General features: G+C 49.3%; 15 protein-coding genes and 1 pseudogene. 4 read left to right on the top strand and 12 right to left on the bottom strand.

The genetic code is table 11. The annotated features are described in order from the left end of the window. Positions 1–52 precede the first annotated feature (52 nt). The 4 genes and pseudogenes from rrtA to rpsO form a co-directional block, all read right to left on the bottom strand. Positions 53–643 carry a rhombosortase gene (rrtA, locus tag Q337_RS0115650; protein WP_034280646.1) on the bottom strand — a complete coding sequence of 197 codons (591 nt, stop codon included), beginning with the start codon at positions 641–643 and terminating at the stop codon, positions 53–55. Between the two features lie 259 nt (positions 644–902). Next, a pseudogene (locus Q337_RS18095) lies at positions 903–2,027 on the bottom strand (hypothetical protein); the annotation flags it as partial. Between the two features lie 162 nt (positions 2,028–2,189). Further along, positions 2,190–4,277, bottom strand: a complete 2,088-nt coding sequence (gene pnp, locus Q337_RS0115640; protein ID WP_211253625.1) for a polyribonucleotide nucleotidyltransferase — start codon at positions 4,275–4,277, stop codon at positions 2,190–2,192. A gap of 252 nt (positions 4,278–4,529) precedes the next feature. Beyond that, positions 4,530–4,799 (bottom strand): 30S ribosomal protein S15, encoded by a 270-nt coding sequence (gene rpsO / locus Q337_RS0115635; RefSeq protein WP_026472384.1) that lies wholly within the window; start codon positions 4,797–4,799, stop codon positions 4,530–4,532. Positions 4,800–5,030: 231 nt separating this feature from the next. On the opposite strand from rpsO, the gene Q337_RS0115630 reads away from it, so the two are divergent. Then, a complete protein-coding gene (locus Q337_RS0115630) occupies positions 5,031–6,329 on the top strand; it encodes an EstA family serine hydrolase (protein WP_026472383.1) in 1,299 nt (432 codons plus the stop codon). Between the two features lie 83 nt (positions 6,330–6,412). Here Q337_RS0115630 and Q337_RS0115625 read toward each other — a convergent pair whose 3' ends face one another. The 6 genes from Q337_RS0115625 to Q337_RS18895 form a co-directional block, all read right to left on the bottom strand. Next, entirely contained in the window at positions 6,413–6,949 is a 537-nt protein-coding gene (locus Q337_RS0115625) for a type 1 glutamine amidotransferase domain-containing protein (protein ID WP_026472382.1), read from the bottom strand. 211 nt (positions 6,950–7,160) lie between these two features. Beyond that, positions 7,161–8,240 carry a 3-isopropylmalate dehydrogenase gene (leuB, locus tag Q337_RS0115615; protein ID WP_026472381.1) on the bottom strand — a complete coding sequence of 360 codons (1,080 nt, stop codon included), beginning with the start codon at positions 8,238–8,240 and terminating at the stop codon, positions 7,161–7,163. A gap of 174 nt (positions 8,241–8,414) precedes the next feature. Then, complete coding sequence (locus Q337_RS0115610) at positions 8,415–9,053, bottom strand: hypothetical protein (protein ID WP_084494896.1); 639 nt, start codon at positions 9,051–9,053, stop codon at positions 8,415–8,417. A 121-nt stretch (positions 9,054–9,174) separates the two neighbouring features. Beyond that, positions 9,175–9,825, bottom strand: coding sequence for a 3-isopropylmalate dehydratase small subunit (leuD, locus tag Q337_RS0115605; RefSeq protein ID WP_026472379.1), 651 nt, complete (start codon positions 9,823–9,825; stop codon positions 9,175–9,177). A 77-nt stretch (positions 9,826–9,902) separates the two neighbouring features. Continuing rightward, entirely contained in the window at positions 9,903–11,321 is a 1,419-nt protein-coding gene (gene leuC, locus Q337_RS0115600; RefSeq protein ID WP_026472378.1) for a 3-isopropylmalate dehydratase large subunit, read from the bottom strand. Between the two features lie 220 nt (positions 11,322–11,541). Next, on the bottom strand, positions 11,542–11,712 hold the full coding sequence (locus tag Q337_RS18895; RefSeq protein WP_156935834.1) for a hypothetical protein: 171 nt from the start codon (positions 11,710–11,712) through the stop codon (positions 11,542–11,544). A gap of 46 nt (positions 11,713–11,758) precedes the next feature. Here Q337_RS18895 and Q337_RS0115590 point away from each other — a divergent pair, with 46 nt between their 5' ends. Beyond that, positions 11,759–12,625 (top strand): LysR family transcriptional regulator, encoded by an 867-nt coding sequence (locus Q337_RS0115590; RefSeq protein ID WP_026472377.1) that lies wholly within the window; start codon positions 11,759–11,761, stop codon positions 12,623–12,625. On the opposite strand, the gene Q337_RS0115585 is transcribed toward Q337_RS0115590, so the two are convergent. Further along, the gene (locus Q337_RS0115585; RefSeq protein WP_026472376.1) at positions 12,622–13,278 is read right to left on the bottom strand and encodes a histidinol-phosphatase; all 657 of its coding nucleotides are present in this window, start codon (positions 13,276–13,278) and stop codon (positions 12,622–12,624) included. The two genes, Q337_RS0115590 and Q337_RS0115585, sit on opposite strands and share 4 nt — an antisense overlap. Positions 13,279–13,465: 187 nt before the next feature. Between Q337_RS0115585 and Q337_RS0115580 the strand changes: the two genes are divergently transcribed. Continuing rightward, complete coding sequence (locus Q337_RS0115580; protein ID WP_026472375.1) at positions 13,466–13,972, top strand: RNA pyrophosphohydrolase; 507 nt, start codon at positions 13,466–13,468, stop codon at positions 13,970–13,972. A 111-nt stretch (positions 13,973–14,083) separates the two neighbouring features. Beyond that, on the top strand, positions 14,084–16,381 hold the full coding sequence (ptsP, locus tag Q337_RS0115575; RefSeq protein WP_026472374.1) for a phosphoenolpyruvate--protein phosphotransferase: 2,298 nt from the start codon (positions 14,084–14,086) through the stop codon (positions 16,379–16,381). Positions 16,382–16,489: 108 nt separating this feature from the next. On the opposite strand, the gene Q337_RS0115570 is transcribed toward ptsP, so the two are convergent. Beyond that, positions 16,490–20,560 (bottom strand): beta strand repeat-containing protein (locus tag Q337_RS0115570; RefSeq protein WP_026472373.1); only part of this gene is annotated, 4,071 nt, incomplete at its 5' end.

Raw genomic sequence — 20,560 nt, 5'->3', positions numbered from 1 at the left:
TCGATACAAAAAGCCAAATTCATCACTTTTTTTGCCAGAAAATTAAGCCCATCTACAGTTTGGTTAAACTCTTTTTATGTTTTAAATAACAAATCACTGTTTTAAGCAAAATAAAAATAATGCCTGTTAATACCCCAATCTGGTGCGACTCAATCAGCACAGGTGCCTGAATTAACTGGGCAGTTTCGCTATAGCCCATCCATTTTTCAAAACTAATCTTCAAGGCAATGCAGACCAATACCAGTATGGCAAACTTGCGTTCGCGCTGTATGAACAGGCTTTCAATTGCAGCCACCACAAAGATGCCATGCAAAATGCCAGACAAACCGGCATAAGCTTGTACTGCTGGTAGCAGTCCATATAGCCCGGCACTCAGAAGAGGCGGCAATACCAGAAGGCCAAGTAACAATGTCTGGCGCTGAAGCTGGGGAAAGATAAACGGCAGGCTTAAAAATGCCAGCATGTTCAGTGCATAGTGTCGCCAGCCCACATGCACCCAGTGCGCAGTCCACCAGCGCCACGGTTCACTCGTCATCAAGTCACGCTGATAAATAAACGTGTTCATGTCCAGTTGCAGCAAGCCACAGGCCAAGCCAACGCCCAAGATGATGGATAATAGCGAAAGCGTTTGTTTGGGCCACATATAGATCAGTGCTCCTGGCATAAAAAAACCGCCCGGATTGAACTCGGGCGGTTTTTATTATCGCATTTTAATTGGCTGGTGCTTGAGTAGCATCGGGCGCCAGGTCAGCATTATTACTGGTGTCAGGCACTGTATCACTGGCTGGCATGCCGTCATCAGTAGCTGGCACAGTACTTTCTGTCGTGCTGCCAGTTGATGAGGTATCGGCTGATGGCGCTGTTGTATCGGCAGGTGCCGTATCCACTGGCGCATCATCACTGGCAGGTGTTGCCTCTACAGCAGGTTTTGCTTCAGGGGCTGTACTACCGCCATCAGTAGCCGGTGCGCTGCTGGTATCTGCGGAATCATCCAGCAGGTTATCCAGTGACAGACCAGAATCATCGGCTGCACTTTCATCCCAGAAATGGTTATAGCCATCTTCCGGTGTACGCATGCCGGTATTTTCAGTCCAGTAACGGTCAGAGGCATTCTGGATCATCTGACGGGCAATCGCATCAACCAGACGATAGTTTTCATTAACGGGTTTGCCTTCCTCAATAGAACGACCATAGGTGCGCAGGGCGTCACGGATTTTGTCCTTGTCACCGGTTGCCTGTGCTGCAATGACATACAGGGCATGTGGCAGGCGAACGCCACCACGCTCACCAATGGCAGACGATTCTTTCATCACTTGCCATGGATCAGGCTTGCCATCGCCAGCACCCGGTAACAGGGTCCAGATGGCTGCACGGATGGCATTGGGGGCGCCCCAGAACTGTTCATTGTTAATGCAGCTCATGCCACGCTCAACAATGGCGGCAATATCTTTGGGTACGTTAACCGCACCACCAGCATTGATGTCATTGGTCACTGCCTGCAGGCCACTGACCATGCCCATCAGATAGACGGTTTTGTCCAGATCGGTTTTCATGCTGGGGCATTGATCGCCCAGCTTGATTTTATATTTGGCTTCGTAGTGTTCGGCAAATAACAAGTAAGAGGCATATTGACGACGCGCTGCGGTTTCAGCCCAACGCTTCTGTTCAATCCGTGCATCCTTGGCTTCTTCAATCTGGTTGGCCTTGGCAGCACGCATGTAGCGCAGTTCAGCATTCAGTGCATTGTTTTCGGCACATACCCCGGCTGAAGTATAGAGTAAAACCCCAATCTTGGCAGGATCAGCACCCATGGCCTTGGTTGACATGATCAGCGGTGTGGTGGCATTGCCGCTGGCGCAGGCCATATCGGCGTCATCCATGGCAATAATCGGTGGAACAATATGTCTTTCGGCAAAGCCAAGGGCAATATTGGCCCCGCCTTTGATGATCTGAGAGCAACCTGAAAGTAAAAAAGCAGCGGTTGCAGCTGTCACCATGCCTTGGCGAATTCTACGGGCAGTAGACATTTATGCGGTCCTCAATCTTGTTTTTGTCCTAATAACCTGCAAAAGATAGCACGAAGATTAATCAAGGTACAATTATATTGTTGAGTGACCGACCAATAAAAAAGCCCGCCGAAGCGGACTTTTTAAAGCAATTCCAGCAATGACAGATCAGACGACCTGTTGTTATGCCTGTGGAATGTCTTTCATGGACAGCTTGATGCGGCCACGCTGGTCAACGTCCTGAACCTGAACCTGAACTTTCTGGCCTTCGGTCAGTACATCAGCCACATTGGCAATACGTTCATTGGAAATTTGTGAAATATGCAGCAGGCCATCAGTGCCCGGCAGAATATTCACAAATGCACCAAATTCAACAATGCGTACCACAGTACCAGTATAAATGGTGCCCGGCTCCACTTCAGCAGTCAGTGCCTGAATCTTGGCAATTGCAGCGGCAGTGGCTGCTTTGCTTTCACCAAACACACGCACGGTGCCATTGTCTTCGATATCAACAGAAGCACCGGTTTCTTCGGTCAGGGCACGAATGGTCGCACCACCTTTACCAATCACGTCACGAATCTTGTCCGGATTAATCTGGATGACTGCATAGGTTGGTGCATGCATGTTGATTTCTGGACGGGCACGGTTCAGTACCTGATTCATGGCATTCAGGATATGAATACGTCCGGAATAGGCCTGATTCAGTGCCACTTCCATGATTTCTTCAGTGATGCCTTCAATCTTGATGTCCATTTGCAGCGCGGTAATGCCATTGGCAGAACCGGCCACTTTAAAGTCCATATCGCCCAAGTGATCTTCATCACCCAGAATATCGGACAATACAGCAAAGCGTTCGCCTTCCTTAACCAGACCCATGGCAATACCAGCAACCGGGGCTTTTAAAGGTACACCGGCATCCATTAACGCAAGGCTGGCACCACATACAGAAGCCATGGAAGATGAACCATTGGATTCGGTAATGTCAGACACAATACGCAATACATACGGGAAACGGTCAGGCGCTGGCAACACGGCCTGCACACCACGACGCGCCAGACGACCATGGCCAATTTCGCGGCGTTTCGGACCAGACTCACGGCCAGTTTCACCCACGGAATACGCCGGGAAGTTGTAATGCAGCATGAAGTTGTCGGTTTTAGTACCTGCCAGGGTATCAACCATCAGGGCATCACGGGTGTTACCCAGCGTTGCAGTCACCAGTGCCTGAGTTTCACCACGGGTAAACAACGCAGAACCATGGGTACGCGGCAGCACACCAACCTGTACATCCAGTGCGCGAACAGTTTTGGTATCACGGCCATCAATACGTGGCTTGCCAGACAGGATATTGTCACGCACGGTACGGTATTTTAGGTCTTCAAACAGGTTGGCGACTTCATCGCTTAAACCAGCATCAGAACCTTCTGGTGCAAACTCAGCCAGTGCGGCTTCCTTAATGGCATCCAGTGCAGCATAGCGTTCCTGCTTTACCGTTAAGGTATAAGCTTCAGAAACCTGCGCTTCAAAACGGGCTTTTAACTGGTCTTTGAGTTCAGTATTAACCGCTGGCGCAGTCCAGTTACTTGGCTGAGCACCCACTTGCGCTGCAAAATCGTTAATAGCTGCTACTGCAACCTGCATTTCATCATGGCCAAACAGCACCGCGCCCAGCATCTGGTCTTCAGACAGCTCTTTGGCTTCTGATTCCACCATTAGTACAGCCTTGTCAGTACCGGCAACCACCAGATCCAGTTCACTGGCATCAAGTTGCGCAATGGATGGGTTCAGGATGTATTCACCATTGATAAAACCAACACGGGCTGCACCAATCGGGCCTTTAAACGGTGTACCGGCAATTGCCAGTGCCGCAGAAGTTCCCAGCATGGCAGCAATATCAGCATGCATGGTTTTGTCAGAAGAGACTACCGATGCAGTTACCTGAATTTCATTGTAGTAGCCTTCCGGGAATAGTGGGCGAATCGGACGGTCAATCAGACGGGAAATCAGGGTTTCAGCTTCACTGGCGCGGCCTTCACGCTTGCCATAACCACCCGGAATGCGGCCAGCTGCATATTGTTTTTCCTGATAGTTAACAGTCAGCGGGAAGAAATCCTGACCGGCTTTGGCAGTTGGCTGTGCAACTACGGCAACCAGCACACTCACACCACCCATAGTCACGAATACAGTGTTGGCCTGACGCGCAATGCGGCCGGTTTCCAGCACCACGGTATGCTGGCCATATTGAAATTCTTTACGAACAATATTAAACATGGACATCTATAATTTTTCCTTAATACATTTTTGGTGGCGCAAGGCCCCTAACGACTGTTATCTATAATGATTTTTTATTTATCGTTTGAATAACAGGCGTTAGAAGCCGCTTTACGCCATACAGTGAACATACAAAGAAGGAGCGAATAATCGCCCCTTCCCCAATTCTAATGAAGTCTATTCATTAGTTGCGACCAGTTGCCCATAACCATTAAAGAATAGCGGTTTGAACAGTTGATCATCTGGCTCGTCTTAACGACGTAGACCCAGTGCACCAATCAGCGATTGATAACGGTCGCTGTCTTTGCCTTTTAAGTAGTCCAGCAGTTTACGGCGCTGGTTTACTTTGCGGATCAGACCACGACGGCTGTGATGGTCATGCTTGTGCGCTTTAAAGTGACCTTGCAGGTCATTGATTTGTGCAGTCAGCAGGGCAACCTGAACTTCTGGTGAACCTGTGTCATTTTCTGCGCGGGCAAATTTTGCGATGATATCAGCGCGGTCTGCGTTGTTTAAAGCCATGAGAACTCTCCGAGATGCTTCAATAAAAGATGCGAAAATTTCACAAAAGGCGCCTTACTTGCGCAATCACCTTTAATGAATGCCGTGCATCACTACAGCAGTCGCATATTTTAAAGTAAATGCTGCATGATTGCAAAATTGTTTTCAAAACCCTGTCATTTTGGACACTGACTTTTTGCCCTGTCATTGGCACACTCAACGCCAATATTGCCAGCACGCGATGAGTTGAACGTGAAACTACTGTCTACCAATACCTGCCATGTTCCCAAAAATCTATCGGCTATTATCCGCCAGCAGGATGAACAACCCGCTGAAGCAGGTGGCATGACCACAAAACAGGTCAATAAAATCTGGCGCAGTATTGAGTCACTGTATAAAACCGGCAACTATCCGCTGGTGACATTTTGCCTGCGCCGGCAGGGGCAAATCATCCTGAACCGCTCACTGGGTCATGTGCACGGCAACTCTGCCGAAGGACTGGCCGTAGATGCAAAAGTTGCCAATCCGGGCACGCCTGTCTGCCTATTTTCGGCTTCCAAGATTGTCACGGCCATGCTGATTCATTTGCTGGATGAACAAGGTGCCATTAACCTGCTTGACCCGGTCAGTTATTACATTCCCGAATACGGCGTGAATGGCAAACGCCGTGCCACAATTTTTCATTTGCTGGCACACCGTGGTGGCATTCCCAAGATTGAAGGCGATGTTACCCCAGAGCTGTTGTTTAACCATGATGAAATCATGCAGCGGCTGTACAAGGCGGCGCCCGTATCGGCTGCGGGTTCCCGGCTGGCCTATCATGCGGTTACCGCGGGCTATATTCTGGGCGAAATTATTGAACGGGTGACTGGACAGGACTTACGCACTTTCCTGCATAAGCAAATTGAACAACCCATGGGCATGGATTATTTTAACTACGGCTTAAAACCGGAAATGCGCGATCAGGTGGCCATGAACTACGCCACTGGCCTGCATCCGGGCCTTGGCACCGATAAATACCTGAATCACGTGCTGGGTGGTGGCCTGCAACTGGCCGTTGATGTGACCAATGACCCGCGCTTTATGGAAACCATTTGTCCGGCTGGCAATATTTACACCAGCGCTGAACAGGCAGGCCGCTTCTTTGAAATGCTGCTGAGTGGCGGCAGCTATAATGGCAAGCAGATTTTATCGCCGCGCACCGTATTCCGGGCAACCCTGCCCACTTCCGGCACCAGTCTGGATCGTACGTTGCTGGCACCAATGCGTTATGCGCTGGGTCCGATGCTGGGCAGTAATCCGGTTGGCCTCTTTGGCCCCATGACCGGACAGGCTTTTGGCCATATTGGTTTTTCCAATATTTTCTGCTGGGCTGATCCGGCGCGTGACATTAGTGTGTCACTGCTGACTTCAGGTAAATCGGTGGTAGGTACGCACCTGCCCAGCCTTGGCAACGTGCTTTACCAGATTTCCAGCCAGTGCCCTGCTATTCCGCGTGAACAGCGCCGCTCGCTATTTGGCAGCGACAGTAGCGAAACTGATCAGGTTTAAGCAATAAATTCAGTTGCTTAATTCAGCCGTTTTAAATCACTAGCAATACTTCAGGTGGTCTTAGAAGATTTTAGCTGCTTTGGCTACTTGGAGTCATGCTTGATAAAAAACTCATCAATGGCCTGTGCAAACGCAGGAATGTCATCCGGCTTGCGGCTGGTAATAATGTCGCCATCACGCACCACGGGCTCATCCTGATAGTTGGCTCCTGCATTGGTCAGGTCGTCTTTAAGCGACTCATAAGCGGTAATATCCTTGCCTGCCACCACGCCACTGGAAACCAGTAACCACGGCGCATGACAAATCGCTGCAACCAGACGGTCTGCATTTAAAAAATCCTTGACCATTTTTTGTGCCATTGGATTTACCCGCAGCTTGTCTGCATTGACTGTGCCGCCTGGCAGTACCAGCGCATCATAATCCTTATAGTTGGCATCTTTGAGCAACAAATCGGCCTGAAACTCATCCTTCTTATTCACGTCACTTTCCATGCCCTGCACGGTCTGGTCTTCCGCAGCAATCAGCACTGTGCTATGGCCGTGATCCTCCAGAATTTCACGCGGGCCAGTCAGCTCAACCTGTTCAAAATAGTTATGCACCAGAAATGCAATTTTTGCCATGATGTTCTCCGTTGTGAGGTTTGCTGTTTTTAAATTTGTTATTACCCTAGCAAGCCTGTATAAAAAATGACATGAGGCTTTATTTTTAAAATGTATTTTTAGGTAAAGCAAATTCCTTTAAAGCTTTCACATTATATTCAAAAACTCCTGCCAAAACGCAGGCATAAAAAAAGCTGATATTTCTATCAGCTTTTTCATATACCAAATAAGATTAGGCCAGTGCGTTTACCACGGCCTCACCCATGGCTTGTGTACCCACCTGTGTCATGCCATCACTCATGATGTCACCGGTACGCAGCCCCTGATCCAGCACCTTGCCCACTGCATCTTCAATGGCTTTGGCTGCGGTTTCCTCACGGAAGGTATAGCGCAGCATCATGGCCACAGACAAAATGGTGGCCAGTGGATTGGCAATATTCTTGCCTGCAATATCTGGCGCTGAACCATGACATGGCTCATACATGCCCTTGCCATTTTCATCCAGTGAAGCAGACGGCAGCATACCAATTGAACCAGTGAGCATGGCGGCTTCATCTGATAGGATATCGCCAAACAGGTTGCCAGTCACAATGACATCAAACTGCTTGGGTGCACGCACCAGTTGCATGGCTGCGTTATCCACATACATGTGTGACAACTGGATATTGGGATACTCGCTGGCCGCTAGTTCAGTCACGGTTTGCTTCCACAACTCAGTGACTTCCAGCACATTGGCTTTGTCTACCGAACAGACCTTGCCACCACGCAGGCCAGCCATGTCAAAAGCAACTTTGGCAATGCGCTTGATTTCAGACTCACTATACACATCGGTGTTGTAGCCCTGCTTTTCACCGTTTTCCAGTGTGCGAATGCCACGCGGCTGGCCAAAGTAAATACCGCCAGTCAGTTCACGGACAATCAGGATATCCAGACCTGCCACAATTTCAGGTTTTAGGCTTGAGGCATCGGCCAGTTGCGGATACAAAATGGCTGGACGCAAATTGGCAAACAGGTTCAGTTCGCTACGGATTTTGAGCAAGCCACGCTCTGGACGGATGGAGCGCTCAATGGTGTCCCACTTTGGCCCGCCCACTGCGCCCAATAGTACCGCATCAGCTTTTTTAGCCGCTTCCAGCGTGACATCGGGTAGCGGTACGCCATGCGCATCAATGGCACAACCACCCAGCAGGCCATGCTCCCAGCTTAACCCCAGACTGAATTTCTCATTCACCACACCGAGCACATGCTCCGCTGCTGACATGATTTCCGGGCCAATTCCATCACCCGCCAAAATTAAAATCTGCTTTGACATTGTCTTATTCCACTCATCAATTTATTAGCGATATATCCAGCCGCCTACGAACGCATCAAGACTACGGCTTGATATAAAACGCCTGTATAAAAACCTATGTAAAAATCAGGAATCTAGCCTTTGCCGCATTCCTTTTAGAGTTTCAGGTTTAGCCGTGCGCGCACATAACTGTCCTTAATTGCCTACCCGCTGCTCCAGAAATTCACCCATTCCAGTTGTCGGATCAAACGGACGACAAAAGCGGCGCAGTACCTTGTCATTTTCCAGTAAGTCAACGCATAGCGGATCTGGCGTTGCGGCATTCAGCAAGCTGGAAGCGGCGTCTGCACTACGCTGCCGGAACATATTCAGGCGATAATTGCGGTCTGCACGAAAATCATGAATCAGGGCAAAGTTTTCAGCACGGTCGGGTGTGACCGGATAAAAACGCACCTTGATTTCATTACGGCCCGGACGCATGGCAATAAAATAGCGGTTAGCCTGTCCAGTAGTCAGGCTGTTGTCTTCAAACCGCACAATCGAGGCATGAATTGCCGCATCAGTTGGCTGCCGGGTGGCTTCATTGATCACCACAATATTGTTGAGCTGGGCAAATTCACAACCAACCCCACCAGAACAGTGCAAGCCCACTAACCCTTTGGGTGGCGGGCTTTCCAGCACCTCAACCTTGGCCGCAGAAAGGCGCGGTGGTGGAGACATACCTGATGTTTTTGTTGATTTTGGCGCCAGCTGGCATCCCACCAGACTTGCGCACAACAGCCCTACTGCAAAACCTGTTAAACCCGCTTTGTACATGGCAACCAAGTGCTCCATCAATGGGTGTAACCCAATGTACCCGAACCAAAATAGTGTCTGGTGAATACTTAAAAATGAAAGTATAAACCGATCAACTATACCTTAGATTGCCTTATTGCGCACTTCCAATCTACGGGTCTTAAGGTCGCAGGCTATTAAAAACCCAGGGACGCGATTGCTGTGCCCTGCTCTCAAACTCGGAAATCACCGCACTATCCTGCAAGGTTAAACCAATGTCATCCAGACCATTAATCAGGCAATGCTTGCGGAATTCATCGATGCTAAAGGCAAACTCCTGGCCATTAGATGTGCGGACTACCTGAGCAGGCAGGTCTACCGTGAGCTGATAGCCGTCTTGCGCCTGACATTCATTAAATAGCTGGTCAACCGTTTCTTCCGGTAAAATTACCGGTAACATGCCATTTTTAAAGCAGTTATTAAAGAAAATGTCGGCAAAACTGGGCGCAATTACGGTTCTAAAACCATATTCTTCCAGTGCCCATGGTGCATGTTCACGGCTGGAACCACAGCCAAAATTGGTACGCGCCAACAATACAGTTGCCCCTTGATAACGCGGTTGATTCAGCACAAAATCAGGATTTTTGGGGCGTTTGTCATTGTCCAGCCCCAGATAACCTTCATCTAGATAACGCAACTCATCAAACAAGTTGGCACCAAAGCCAGTACGTTTGATGGACTTTAAAAACTGCTTGGGGATAATCAGGTCGGTATCGACATTGGCACGATCCAATGGCGCTGCCAAACCTTGTTCAACGGTATAAGGTTTCATGTTTTTTTCCTAAAAAATCACAAGAATTTTAAGTCCCCTTTATCAGGGGATTTAGGGTTTTTAGAAATAAAGCGATCTCAAAAATGACGCACGTCAACAAAATGACCGGCCAGTGCCGCCGCCGCCGCCATCGCTGGACTGACCAGATGGGTGCGCCCGCCATTACCCTGACGACCCTCAAAGTTGCGATTTGAGGTAGAGGCACAATGTTCACCCGGTTGCAGCTTGTCGGCGTTCATGGCCAAGCACATCGAGCAACCCGGTTCGCGCCACTGAAAACCAGCAGCCAAAAATACCTTGTCCAGCCCTTCTGCTTCAGCTTGTTGTTTCACCAAACCAGAACCCGGCACCACCATGGCCTGCTTAATACTTGCAGCAACCTTGCGACCTTTAATCACCTCAGCCGCCGCACGTAAATCCTCAATGCGTGAATTAGTGCATGAACCAATAAACACCCGATCCAGTGGAATATCACTTAACGCTTGACCTGCGCTTAAACCCATATATTGGTAAGCCCGCGTCCAGTCGTTGCGTTGTACCTCATCCTTGGCTTGCGCAAGGGTTGGCACGGACTGTGTGACTGGAATCACCATTTCAGGCGAAGTGCCCCACGATACTTGTGGCTCAATGCTGGCACCATCAATCTCAACCACGGCATCAAACAGCGCGTAATCATCCGAATGCAGGGTGTTCCAGTAGGCAACGGCCTGATCCCACTGCTCGGCTTTGGGGGCATGCGGCTTGTCTTTGACATAGGCAATGGTTTTATCATCTACTGCCACCATGCCCACGCGCGCGCCAGCTTCAATGGCCATATTGCATACCGTCATGCGGCCTTCCATCGACATGTCACGGAACACCTGACCACCAAACTCAATCGCATAGCCTGTGCCGCCCGCTGTACCAATCTTGGCAATAATGGCCAGCACCACGTCTTTTGGCGTAACCCCATCACCCAGCACGCCATCCACACGAATCAGCATGTTTTTGGATTTCTTTTGAATCAAACACTGGGTCGCCAACACATGTTCCACTTCGGATGTGCCAATACCATGTGCCAGACAACCAAAGGCACCGTGTGTAGCCGTATGCGAATCACCACACACCACGGTCATACCAGGTAAGGTTAAACCCTGCTCCGGGCCAACCACATGCACAATGCCCTGACGCACGTCATTGATATCAAACTCAACAATATCAAACGCCTTACAGTTTTCATCCAAGGTTTTGACCTGAATACGCGAGGTATCGTCCTTAATACCGCTAATGCCTTCAGCACGTTCGGCCTTGTCAGTCGGCACGTTATGATCCGGCGTGGCAATGTTGGCATCCAGACGCCATGGCTTGCGGCCAGCCAGTTGCAGGCCTTCAAATGCCTGTGGACTGGTTACTTCATGCAGTAACTGTCGATCAATATAAATCAGACACGAACCATCGTCGCGCTGCTTGACCAAATGGTCATCCCATAATTTGTCGTAAAGTGTTTTACCGGCCATGTTATTTGCCTCGCCAATGCTGGGTAAGAATTTGCTATAAGCTTATTATAGGGAAATTTTTAAATAAAACTAATTTATCATTTTTATGATTTAAAAAACTTTTTGGAATGTGTTTAAAAATTCGTGTTAAAAGGTTAGAAATACTTTCAATCTCTAATTTGGTATTTTTCCGAATGCTTGTAGTTTAATCCTATAATTCTCGTATAAAAATTTAACTCATCTACATATACCATAGCTCTGTTTTTTCACTATCTTCAATAAACATCTTTTTATTTTCCTGCACTATGGGTATTTCAAGCCACTCAGCAATACATTGATAGGTATTTTTTACTTGCTCAAGCTCATCTATAGCCTCTTTTCCTGTTATTTGCCCTATTTTGAGATTATCCAAAAATAACTTATGCTTTTTTGACTAAAGAATACCGGAAATCACCGACATGAACCTGTCCAACTTTGATGCTTTTCTGGCGGTGATGCAAACTGGCTCGGTATCCTTAGCTGCCGAAAAGCTGTTTCTCACCCAACCTGCCATTACCAAGCGCTTGAAAAGTCTGGAAGAAGAACTGGGCGTACGCCTGTTTGAGCCAGCTGGACGCGGTATCCAGCCGACACAGGCCGCGTATGAGCTGTTACCACGCGTGAAGCACTGGCTGTTGGAATATGAAGACATCAAACACGCCTTAAGCCATGCACAAAACCGGATTGGCGGTATTTTGCGTATTGGCACCAGCCACCATATTGGCCTGCATCACTTGCCATCCATTTTAAAGCAATATGTGCAGCAATATCCGGAAGTGCAACTGGATGTGCATTTTGTGGATTCCGAACAGGCACATCAGGCGGTACTCAGTGGCGAACTGGAGCTGGCGTTTTTAACCCTGCCACCGCAGTTTGATGCACGGCTAAATTACCAGCCGCTATGGCAGGATGCGCTGCAATTTGTGGTAGCCCCATTTCACGGCTTGGCGCAGCAGCAAAACCTGACGCTGGAAGATTTGGTAAATTATCCCTGCCTGCTGCCCGCAGCGCACACCTATACCAGCCAGATTACCTTGCAGGCGTTCGAACAATTGGGGCTAAAACCACAGGCCAACATGAGCACCAATCCGCTGGAGTCTATTCGGATGCTGGTGTCAATTGGCCTCGGCTGGTCGGTATTGCCCAGTACCCTGATTAATCACGAGCTGGTGGCGCTGGATTTACCGCTGGCCTTAAGCCGTGAGCTGGGCATGGTAAGTCATCCGGCACGTACGCAATCACGGGCAGCCATGGCATTGATTACGCTGTGTCAGGCCACACCCTAAATTGACCAGTCTTCCACTGGCCAGACATGCGCCAAGGCATGGGCATGCAAGCGGGTATCGGGATTTACCGCCACGGGATGATCCACAAATTCCAGCAGGAAGCGATCGTTAAACGAATCAGAATAGCCCCAGCTTTCTTCAATTTCTGCACCACGTTCTGCCAGCCACTGCTTCAAGTGATGCAGCTTGCCGGCTTGAAAACAGGGTTCGCCCTGCAAGCGTCCGGTATAGCGCTCATCACAAATTTCGGGCTGGCTGGCAATTAGATCAGCCACGCCAAACGCATCAGCAATCGGGCGTGTCACAAAGCTATTGGTGGCCGTAATAATCACAATCTGATGTCCCGCCTGCTGATGCTGCAAAATGGCAGCCATTCCCTTGGGTCGCATGGCTGGCAAAATAACCTGCTGCATAAATTCAGCATGAATGGTTTTTAAATAATCCATGTCATGGCGGCTTAAAAATTCAAATACAAACTCATTGTAGGCCACCGCATCCAGCGTACCAGCCTGATAATCCTGATAAAACTGATCATTACGGGCACGGTGCCGGGCTTCATCCACCAGTTGCTTATGAATCAGAAATTCGCCCCATGCATGATCCGAATCAATGTTCAGCAATGTATGATCCAGATCAAATAACGCCAGCTTCATCCCCCAACCCCTACTTTTGATAATTTGCTCACAAAAAAATGTAAATCTCTCACCGCTATAGGCCAGAAATTCGGTAAGATCATAGCAAATTTCATTGCTTATTCTTTGATTTCTCATGTGATGATTTGTGTGAAGGCCAAATCCCAAAAATCAAGGAAATGCATTTAACAAAATTAAGGTACGCCAAATGATCGACTCCGAAGGTTTCCGGCCCAATGTCGGGATCATATTGGCAAACGAAGATGGACAGGTGTTGTGGGCCAAGCGAATTGGCCACAATGCATGGCAGTTCCCTCAGGGTGGCATTCAGTTCGGTGAAACACCCGAACAGGCCGTTTATCGTGAGCTTTGGGAAGAAGTCGGACTACTTCCCGATCATGTCCAAATACTGGCGCAAACCCGGGGTTGGTTGCGCTATCGTTTGCCACATCGCTATGTCCGGCAGGACAGCAATCCTGTCTGTATTGGCCAAAAACAAAAGTGGTTTTTGTTGCAGCTTAAGGCCTCGCAGCAACTGATCCGGCTGGATGCCTGTGCCCCGGCAGAGTTTGACCAGTGGACGTGGGTGAGTTACTGGTATCCGCTCACGCAGGTGGTTGCCTTTAAGCGTGATGTGTATCGCAAGGCCATGATTGAACTGTGCCGTCGCCTGCCGGGAAAAGCCCTTAATCCATTGAGAAGCAAGGAGCTTTAAAATAGCTCCTGCTTTTTAAAACAGGTAACCTTTAAATCTGTTTAATCATTCAAATTGTTTATCATTAAGATATAGTACTAACAAGCCAGTGCGCAAATACGGAGAATAAGCATGTCGGCAATGCAGCTGGAAACATTAAGGCGTATCGTCCAGGAGGTCGATGCGGCTGCCAGCCTGCATGAAGCACTGGAAGTAATGGTGGAACAGGTGGCCGAGGCCATGGGTTCGGAAGTCTGCTCGGTGTACCTGCTGGATGAGCGCAATCAGCGTTACGTGCTGATGGCGTCCAAGGGCCTGAATATTGAATCGGTAGGCGTGGTGTCACTGGCAACCGGTGAAGGCCTAGTGGGTCTGGTCGGCCAGCGTGAGGAAATCGTCAACCTTGAGGATGCGGCCAGCCATCCGCGCTTTCGCTACCTGCCCGAAACCGGTGAAGAACTCTATAAGTCGTTTCTGGGCGTGCCCATCATGTACCGCCGCAAGGTGATGGGTGTGATGGTGGTGCAAAACCGTGAACGCCGTGCTTATACCGAAGCGGCTGAATCCTTTCTGGTCACGCTGTGCGCACAGTTGTCCGGTGCCATTGCGCATGCGCATGCAGTGGGTCAGGTTGATGTATTCCGTAAGCCCAGTTTGGCCAAGTCCTCAAAAACGTTTCAGGGCGTGCCCGGTGCGGGCGGCGTTGCCATTGGCCGTGCCGTGGTATTTTATCCACCGGCTGATCTTGATGCCGTGCCGGATCGTCAGGCTGACGACATTACCGAAGAGCTCGAACTGGTTAAGCAGGCGATTATTGCTGTACGGCAGGATATCCGCGAGCTGGATGCCAAGATGCAGGAATCGCTGATGGCAGAAGAGCGGGCCTTGTTTAGCGTGTATTTGCGCATGCTGGATGACAATGCCCTGCCCGCAGAAATCAATGCCTTGATTCGTGGCGGTAACTGGGCGCAGGGTGCAGTGCGCAAGGTGATTGAAAGCCATACTGCTCACTTTGCCCAGATGGAAGATGAATACCTGCGCGAACGGGTGTCTGACATTCGCGATCTGGGCCGCCGCATTCTGGCACGCCTGCAAACTGCCGATGACCAGCACCGCGAATTTAATGAAGACAGCATTTTAATTGGCGAGGAAATTACAACGGCAGCGCTGGTAGAAATGCCACTGAATCATATTGCTGCTATTGTGACCACCGAAGGCGCTGCCAACTCGCACATGGTGATTGTAGCCCGTGCGCTGGGGATTCCGACGGTGGTGGGCGTGACTGAACTGCCGGTCACCGCGCTGGATGATGCTGAAATGATTGTCGATGCGCATCAGGGCCGCATTTTTGTGCATCCGATTCGTCGCCTGCGCCAGCGTTACAAGGAAATTCAAAAAGAAGAACAACAGGCCGCCAAAGATTTAAAAAGTTATGAAAACCGCGAAACCATTACACCCGATGGCCATCCGGTAACCCTGTATGTCAATACCGGCCTGATGATTGATGTGGTGCGCGGTGTGCAACGTGGGGCGCAGGGCGTTGGCCTGTACCGCAGTGAAATTCCGTTTATGCTGCGTGAGCGTTTTCCCGGTGAAGAAGAACAGCGCATTATTTATCGTCAGCAACTGAGCCATTTTGCCAATAAACCGGTGGTGATGCGCACGCTGGATATTGGTGCTGACAAAGACCTTCCCTATTTTAGTATTAAGGAAGAAAACTCGGCGCTGGGCTGGCGTGGCATTCGCTTTACCCTGGATCATCCAGAGATTTTTTCTTCACAGATTCGGGCGATGCTAAAAGCCAGTATAGGTCTGAATAATCTGCATATTTTGCTGCCCATGGTGACCAGCGTCACTGAAGTTGAAGAAGCACTGTATCTGCTGTATCGCTCGCTGGCTGAGGTACAGGAAGAAGAACAGGTTAAAATCGCCGTGCCCAAGGTGGGCGTGATGATTGAAGTGCCCAGTATTCTGCTGCAAATGCGTGATCTGGCAGAACTGGTCGACTTTTTCTCAGTGGGTTCCAACGACCTTACCCAGTATTTACTGGCCGTTGACCGCAATAATCCACGCGTGGCCGGGCTGTACTCCAGCTATCATCCAGCCGTGCTGCGGGCACTGAATTTTCTGGTGCGTGAGGCGCATCACTTAAACAAGCCAATTAGTATTTGTGGTGAAATGGCCGGTGAACCCACCACAGCCATTTTGATGATGGCCATGGGCTTTAATGTGCTATCGATGAGCTCAAGCAATATTTTGCGCATTCGCAAGACCTTAAGCCATGTGCCGCTCGCCGATGCCAAGAGTTTATTGCACGAAGTGCTTAAGATGGACAGCGCGCCAGTGATTAAAAGCTGGCTGGAGCATTACCTGATTAAACAAGGTTTGGGCGACATGGTGAAATCCAGCCTAGCGCTCCCTACTGGCTAAGACTTTTTTAGCTTAATTTCTTTTATTTAGATGCTTTTATTTTAAAAAATAAATCAAAAAAGAGGACTATGACAGTCCTCTTTTTTATTGGCTTTTACCAGGCCAGTGCTAGATTAAAATTTGCTGGTTGGCCAGCAGCGTATCCAGATCAACATTCACATTGGTTAAGGTGAGCAAATCTGTACTGGCATGCACACCGCCATCACCATCGCGATCAATGCTCAGTACGGTATTGGCACCATTTTGTGTCACAGTGATATAGGCATCCAGCGAAGCTGCCGAGCCATCACCATTGTAATCCACCAATAGCTCGCCAATATCAATCTGGTCTGCCTGACTGTCAGTGGCCGTATTTCCGACATGGAAATCGCGCCAGGTATCGCTACCATTGCCACCTGCATTATCGCTGTCACTCAGTAGCATATAGATGAGGCTATCCGAACCATCGCCACCCACAAAGGTTTCGTTGGTTAAACCACTCACCAGAATGTCATCACCAGCCGTATCAGGTAGCGGCTGCATGCTGCCAAAGACACCATCAATTAGTGGCTCTACAGTCTGATCCAGTAAGCCATTCAGCAGGCCGCCCAGACCCTGTGTCAGGTCTTCAAGTCCTGTAACATCACTGTTATACAGGTCTTGAATTAGCTGGGTCAGCACACCCAGCGCACCATCATCAGTATTGGTCAGGTCGTTAAGTGAGTTGACAATATCGCCAATCACAAAATCATCATTGCGAATGACATTATCCAGCAGATTGCTCACAGGAATCAGATTGGTGTCATCACCGCCAGTCAGGTCATTCACAATGGTGGACAACTCATCCAGCAAGGTAGTCGAATTGCCAGGACCGGGGTTTGGTGGCAACAGGATACCATCACCATTGGCCAGATCAACCACGCTATTAACAATTGGGCTGAGTACACTGCCAACGAGCGTATTGACCACACCACCCAGGCCATCAAGGCCCAGTACATCGATTAGCTCATCCAGCAGGGCACCATCACTCAGCAAGCCCGCAGCAACGTCATCCAGCACGCCTGTTGCCTGAGCCACTCCGTTTTGAATCACCTCTTCACCAGAAAGCAGGTTGTCTACTGCAGTCACCAGACCATTGGTAATATCGGCCAGATTCAGGTTAATGCCCAGTAGCTGTAGTGGAATGCTCAAACCAGTTAATATCGGGTTTAGTACGCCTGTAAGGCCATTCACCACATCGCCTAGCCCCGCTGTATTGACCAGTTCATCCAGACCACCTGCATCAATATTGATGCCAATGGAACCACCCAGCAAGTCAGAGACAATCTGGTTACCACCAGCCACTGTATCATTAAGGACATCTGATATCACCGTGGTGCCATCGCCTGCACCCAGCAGGATGTCAAGGTTTTCTGTAGCGGCTGCAATCGCATCAGGATCACTGCTTCCCAGGAAGCCAGCCACGGCATTCAGGGTGTTAATCAGCGCACCCAGATTTTCATCACCACCGGTGTTGGCTGCGGTTAGCGTATCTACCAGCTCGGTAATGGAACCCAGTACTGGCTGGTCTGTGTCAGTGAGCTGCTCCACAATGCCGGTCAGGCCACTTAATGTGCCAGTGCTTGGATCTGCCAGATTGTTGACCAGTGTTGAGGTTGGTACAATACCAGAATCATCACTCAGGTTAGCCACTGCATTTTGCACCACAGTCACCAGTCCATTAGTGCCTTCAACCGGATCGGTATTTCCGGTATCTGAACTATTACCTGCTGCATCAATAGCAACCAGTCTCAGGCTACGCCCTGCAAACCCGGCAGTATAAACTGCGGCATACTGGCCATTTTCATTCACTGTAGTGGTTGCCATCAGTTCGTTGGTATCGGCATCCCGAACCTGTAGCGTTGTTCCTGCTTCGCCTTCACCCAGCAGTACACTGTTATCCGCGCTAAAGGCCAGTGCGCCTGGAATTTCCGGTAATATGGTATCAATACCAACACTTACTGCTGCACCGGTGGCCACATTACCAGCTTCATCAGTAACCACTGCACGGAACTGGTAATTACCATCCACCAATCCAGTTTGTGCTGTATCGGTATCTGTCCAGCTAACTCCTCCATCAGTTGAAACTTGATAGGTAACGGTTGCCCCATCTTCAGGGTCAGCACTGAGTGCCAGCGTAAATGTATTATCATTGGTGATATTATCACCCAAGATTCCACTGTCGATCAGGCCTGCAAGTGTTAATGCAGGGACTTGTGGCAAGACAGTGTCCACAACCACGGCAGTGGCATCAGTGGCTACATTGCCATCGGTATCAGTTGCTGCAATATTGATATCCAGTGGACCTTGTTCGCTGGCATCAACCTCGGCAACAATATAACCGTTGGTCAGGTCAGTTGCATTGACGGTGTAGTCTGTGCCATTAACGCTCACGACTGTACCAGCAATCGCATCCTCCCCTAGGCCAACCTGTACGGCAATTGAACCGCTGCCCGCTTCATCAGCATTAATGACACCATCACCATTTATATCAGCGATGATACTGACATCGCCCAACAGGTCATCGACCACAGTGTCTACTGTCACTGTGGTACTGCCTGTATCAATGTTGCCTTCAGCATCAGTAATACTGGCAGTAATTTCAAGATCACCTTCAGTGGTTGCATCCACTGCAGCAGTAATGAAACCATTATCCAGATCATCGGCATCAATCGTGTAATCGATACCATTAACCGTAATGGTATTACCAATGGCAGCGTCCGGCCCAAGGTTAACGCGTACATTCACCAGACCGTCATCACCAATTTCACCGGCATTCAGCAGATTATCGGCATTGATATCCGCTATAACGCTAAGCTCACCTACAATGTTTCGGGGTGTGGTATCCACGGTAAGGGTAACAGTATCAATTGCGGTATTGCCTTCCGTATCAATTGCGCTAACATCAATCGTCAGGTCACCCTGCGTACCGGCATCAACGCTAGCAACAATATAGCCGTTGGTTAGGTCATCGGCATCAACGTTATAATCAGTACCATTGACAGTAATCACAGTACCTTTTGCTGCTTCTGTGCCCAGTCCAACCTGAACATCAATCAAGCCATCATCACCAATTTCAGTGGCATTTAACAGGGCATCCGTATTGATGTCAGCCACTACACTTATACCATTCAACAGGTCACGTGGCGTGGTATCCACAACAATACTGCTGGTGGAAGTGCTGGTATTACCTTCACCATCTGTGGCTGTCACATCAATGGCCAGCGTGCCATCTGCATCAACAGCGACATCGGCAGTAATACTGCCTGCTGTCAGATCATCAGCATCAACCACATAATCAGTGCCATTCACATTAATGATGTCACCCGCTTCAGTTTCAGCACCCAAGCCAATCTCTACTTCGATATTGCCTTGTGCATCAATTTCATTGGCACTAATCACATTATTGTCATCTATATCACCTGTAATACTGATATTACCAATAATGTCGCTTGGTGTAGTGTCTACGGTCACTGTGGTATCCGCGGTATTAGTATTACCGTCTGCATCAGTTGCACTGACGTTAATAGCCAAATCGCCATCGGTAGCAGCAGCCACTTCTACATTGATAAAACCATTGGTCATATCATCTGCACTAATGGTGTAATCCTGTCCATTCACCGTAATGACGCCACCCGCCTCCGCATCTGCACCTAGCGCTACTTGTACTTCAGCCAGTCCATCCAGGCCAATTTCAGCAGCGTTGAGGATTCCATCGGCGTTGTCATCGGCCAGGACTGTGATGGCACCAACAACATTTGCCACTGTATCTACAGTCACTGAACCAGTTAGGCTGTCTGTTGCGCCATTGCCATTAGAGGCAGTTACATTAATTTCCAGCTCACCATCGGTAGGCGCTGTTAGTTCAGCAGTAATAAATCCATTGACCAGATCATCTGCATTCACAGTGTAATAAGCACCATTAACGGTGATTATATTTCCTACCTGAGCATCTGCACCTAACCCAACCTGCACTGCCACTGTACGGTCAGCACCAAGTTCAGACGCATTAATAATACCGTCAACATTGGCATCCGCCACAATAGTAAGTTCATCAATCAAGTCAGCATCAGCATCAGCATCAGCATCAGCATCGGCATCGGCATCGGCATCCGCATCAGCATCAGCATCAGCATCAGCATCCGCATCCGCATCAGCATC

Origin of the sequence: Alkanindiges illinoisensis DSM 15370 (genome assembly GCF_000619845.1) — a bacterium.
In the GTDB taxonomy this organism is placed as follows: Bacteria; Pseudomonadota; Gammaproteobacteria; order Pseudomonadales; family Moraxellaceae; genus Alkanindiges; species Alkanindiges illinoisensis.
The sequence above is the reverse complement of the archived record's forward strand: the minus strand, read 5'-3'. Positions and strand labels throughout refer to the sequence as shown.

What these genes read in the sequence shown, in the direction of transcription:
- Q337_RS0115580 (WP_026472375.1), top strand. Translation starts at nt 13,466, where the DNA reads ATGATCGACTCCGAAGGTTTCCGGCCCAATGTCGGGATCATATTGGCA.
- Q337_RS0115590 (WP_026472377.1), top strand. Translation starts at nt 11,759, where the DNA reads ATGAACCTGTCCAACTTTGATGCTTTTCTGGCGGTGATGCAAACTGGC.
- Q337_RS0115625 (WP_026472382.1), bottom strand. Translation starts at nt 6,949, where the DNA reads ATGGCAAAAATTGCATTTCTGGTGCATAACTATTTTGAACAGGTTGAG.
- ptsP (WP_026472374.1), top strand. Translation starts at nt 14,084, where the DNA reads ATGTCGGCAATGCAGCTGGAAACATTAAGGCGTATCGTCCAGGAGGTC.
- leuB (WP_026472381.1), bottom strand. Translation starts at nt 8,240, where the DNA reads ATGTCAAAGCAGATTTTAATTTTGGCGGGTGATGGAATTGGCCCGGAA.
- Q337_RS0115585 (WP_026472376.1), bottom strand. Translation starts at nt 13,278, where the DNA reads ATGAAGCTGGCGTTATTTGATCTGGATCATACATTGCTGAACATTGAT.
- leuC (WP_026472378.1), bottom strand. Translation starts at nt 11,321, where the DNA reads ATGGCCGGTAAAACACTTTACGACAAATTATGGGATGACCATTTGGTC.
- leuD (WP_026472379.1), bottom strand. Translation starts at nt 9,825, where the DNA reads ATGAAACCTTATACCGTTGAACAAGGTTTGGCAGCGCCATTGGATCGT.
- pnp (WP_211253625.1), bottom strand. Translation starts at nt 4,277, where the DNA reads ATGTTTAATATTGTTCGTAAAGAATTTCAATATGGCCAGCATACCGTG.
- rpsO (WP_026472384.1), bottom strand. Translation starts at nt 4,799, where the DNA reads ATGGCTTTAAACAACGCAGACCGCGCTGATATCATCGCAAAATTTGCC.
- Q337_RS0115610 (WP_084494896.1), bottom strand. Translation starts at nt 9,053, where the DNA reads ATGGAGCACTTGGTTGCCATGTACAAAGCGGGTTTAACAGGTTTTGCA.
- rrtA (WP_034280646.1), bottom strand. Translation starts at nt 643, where the DNA reads ATGTGGCCCAAACAAACGCTTTCGCTATTATCCATCATCTTGGGCGTT.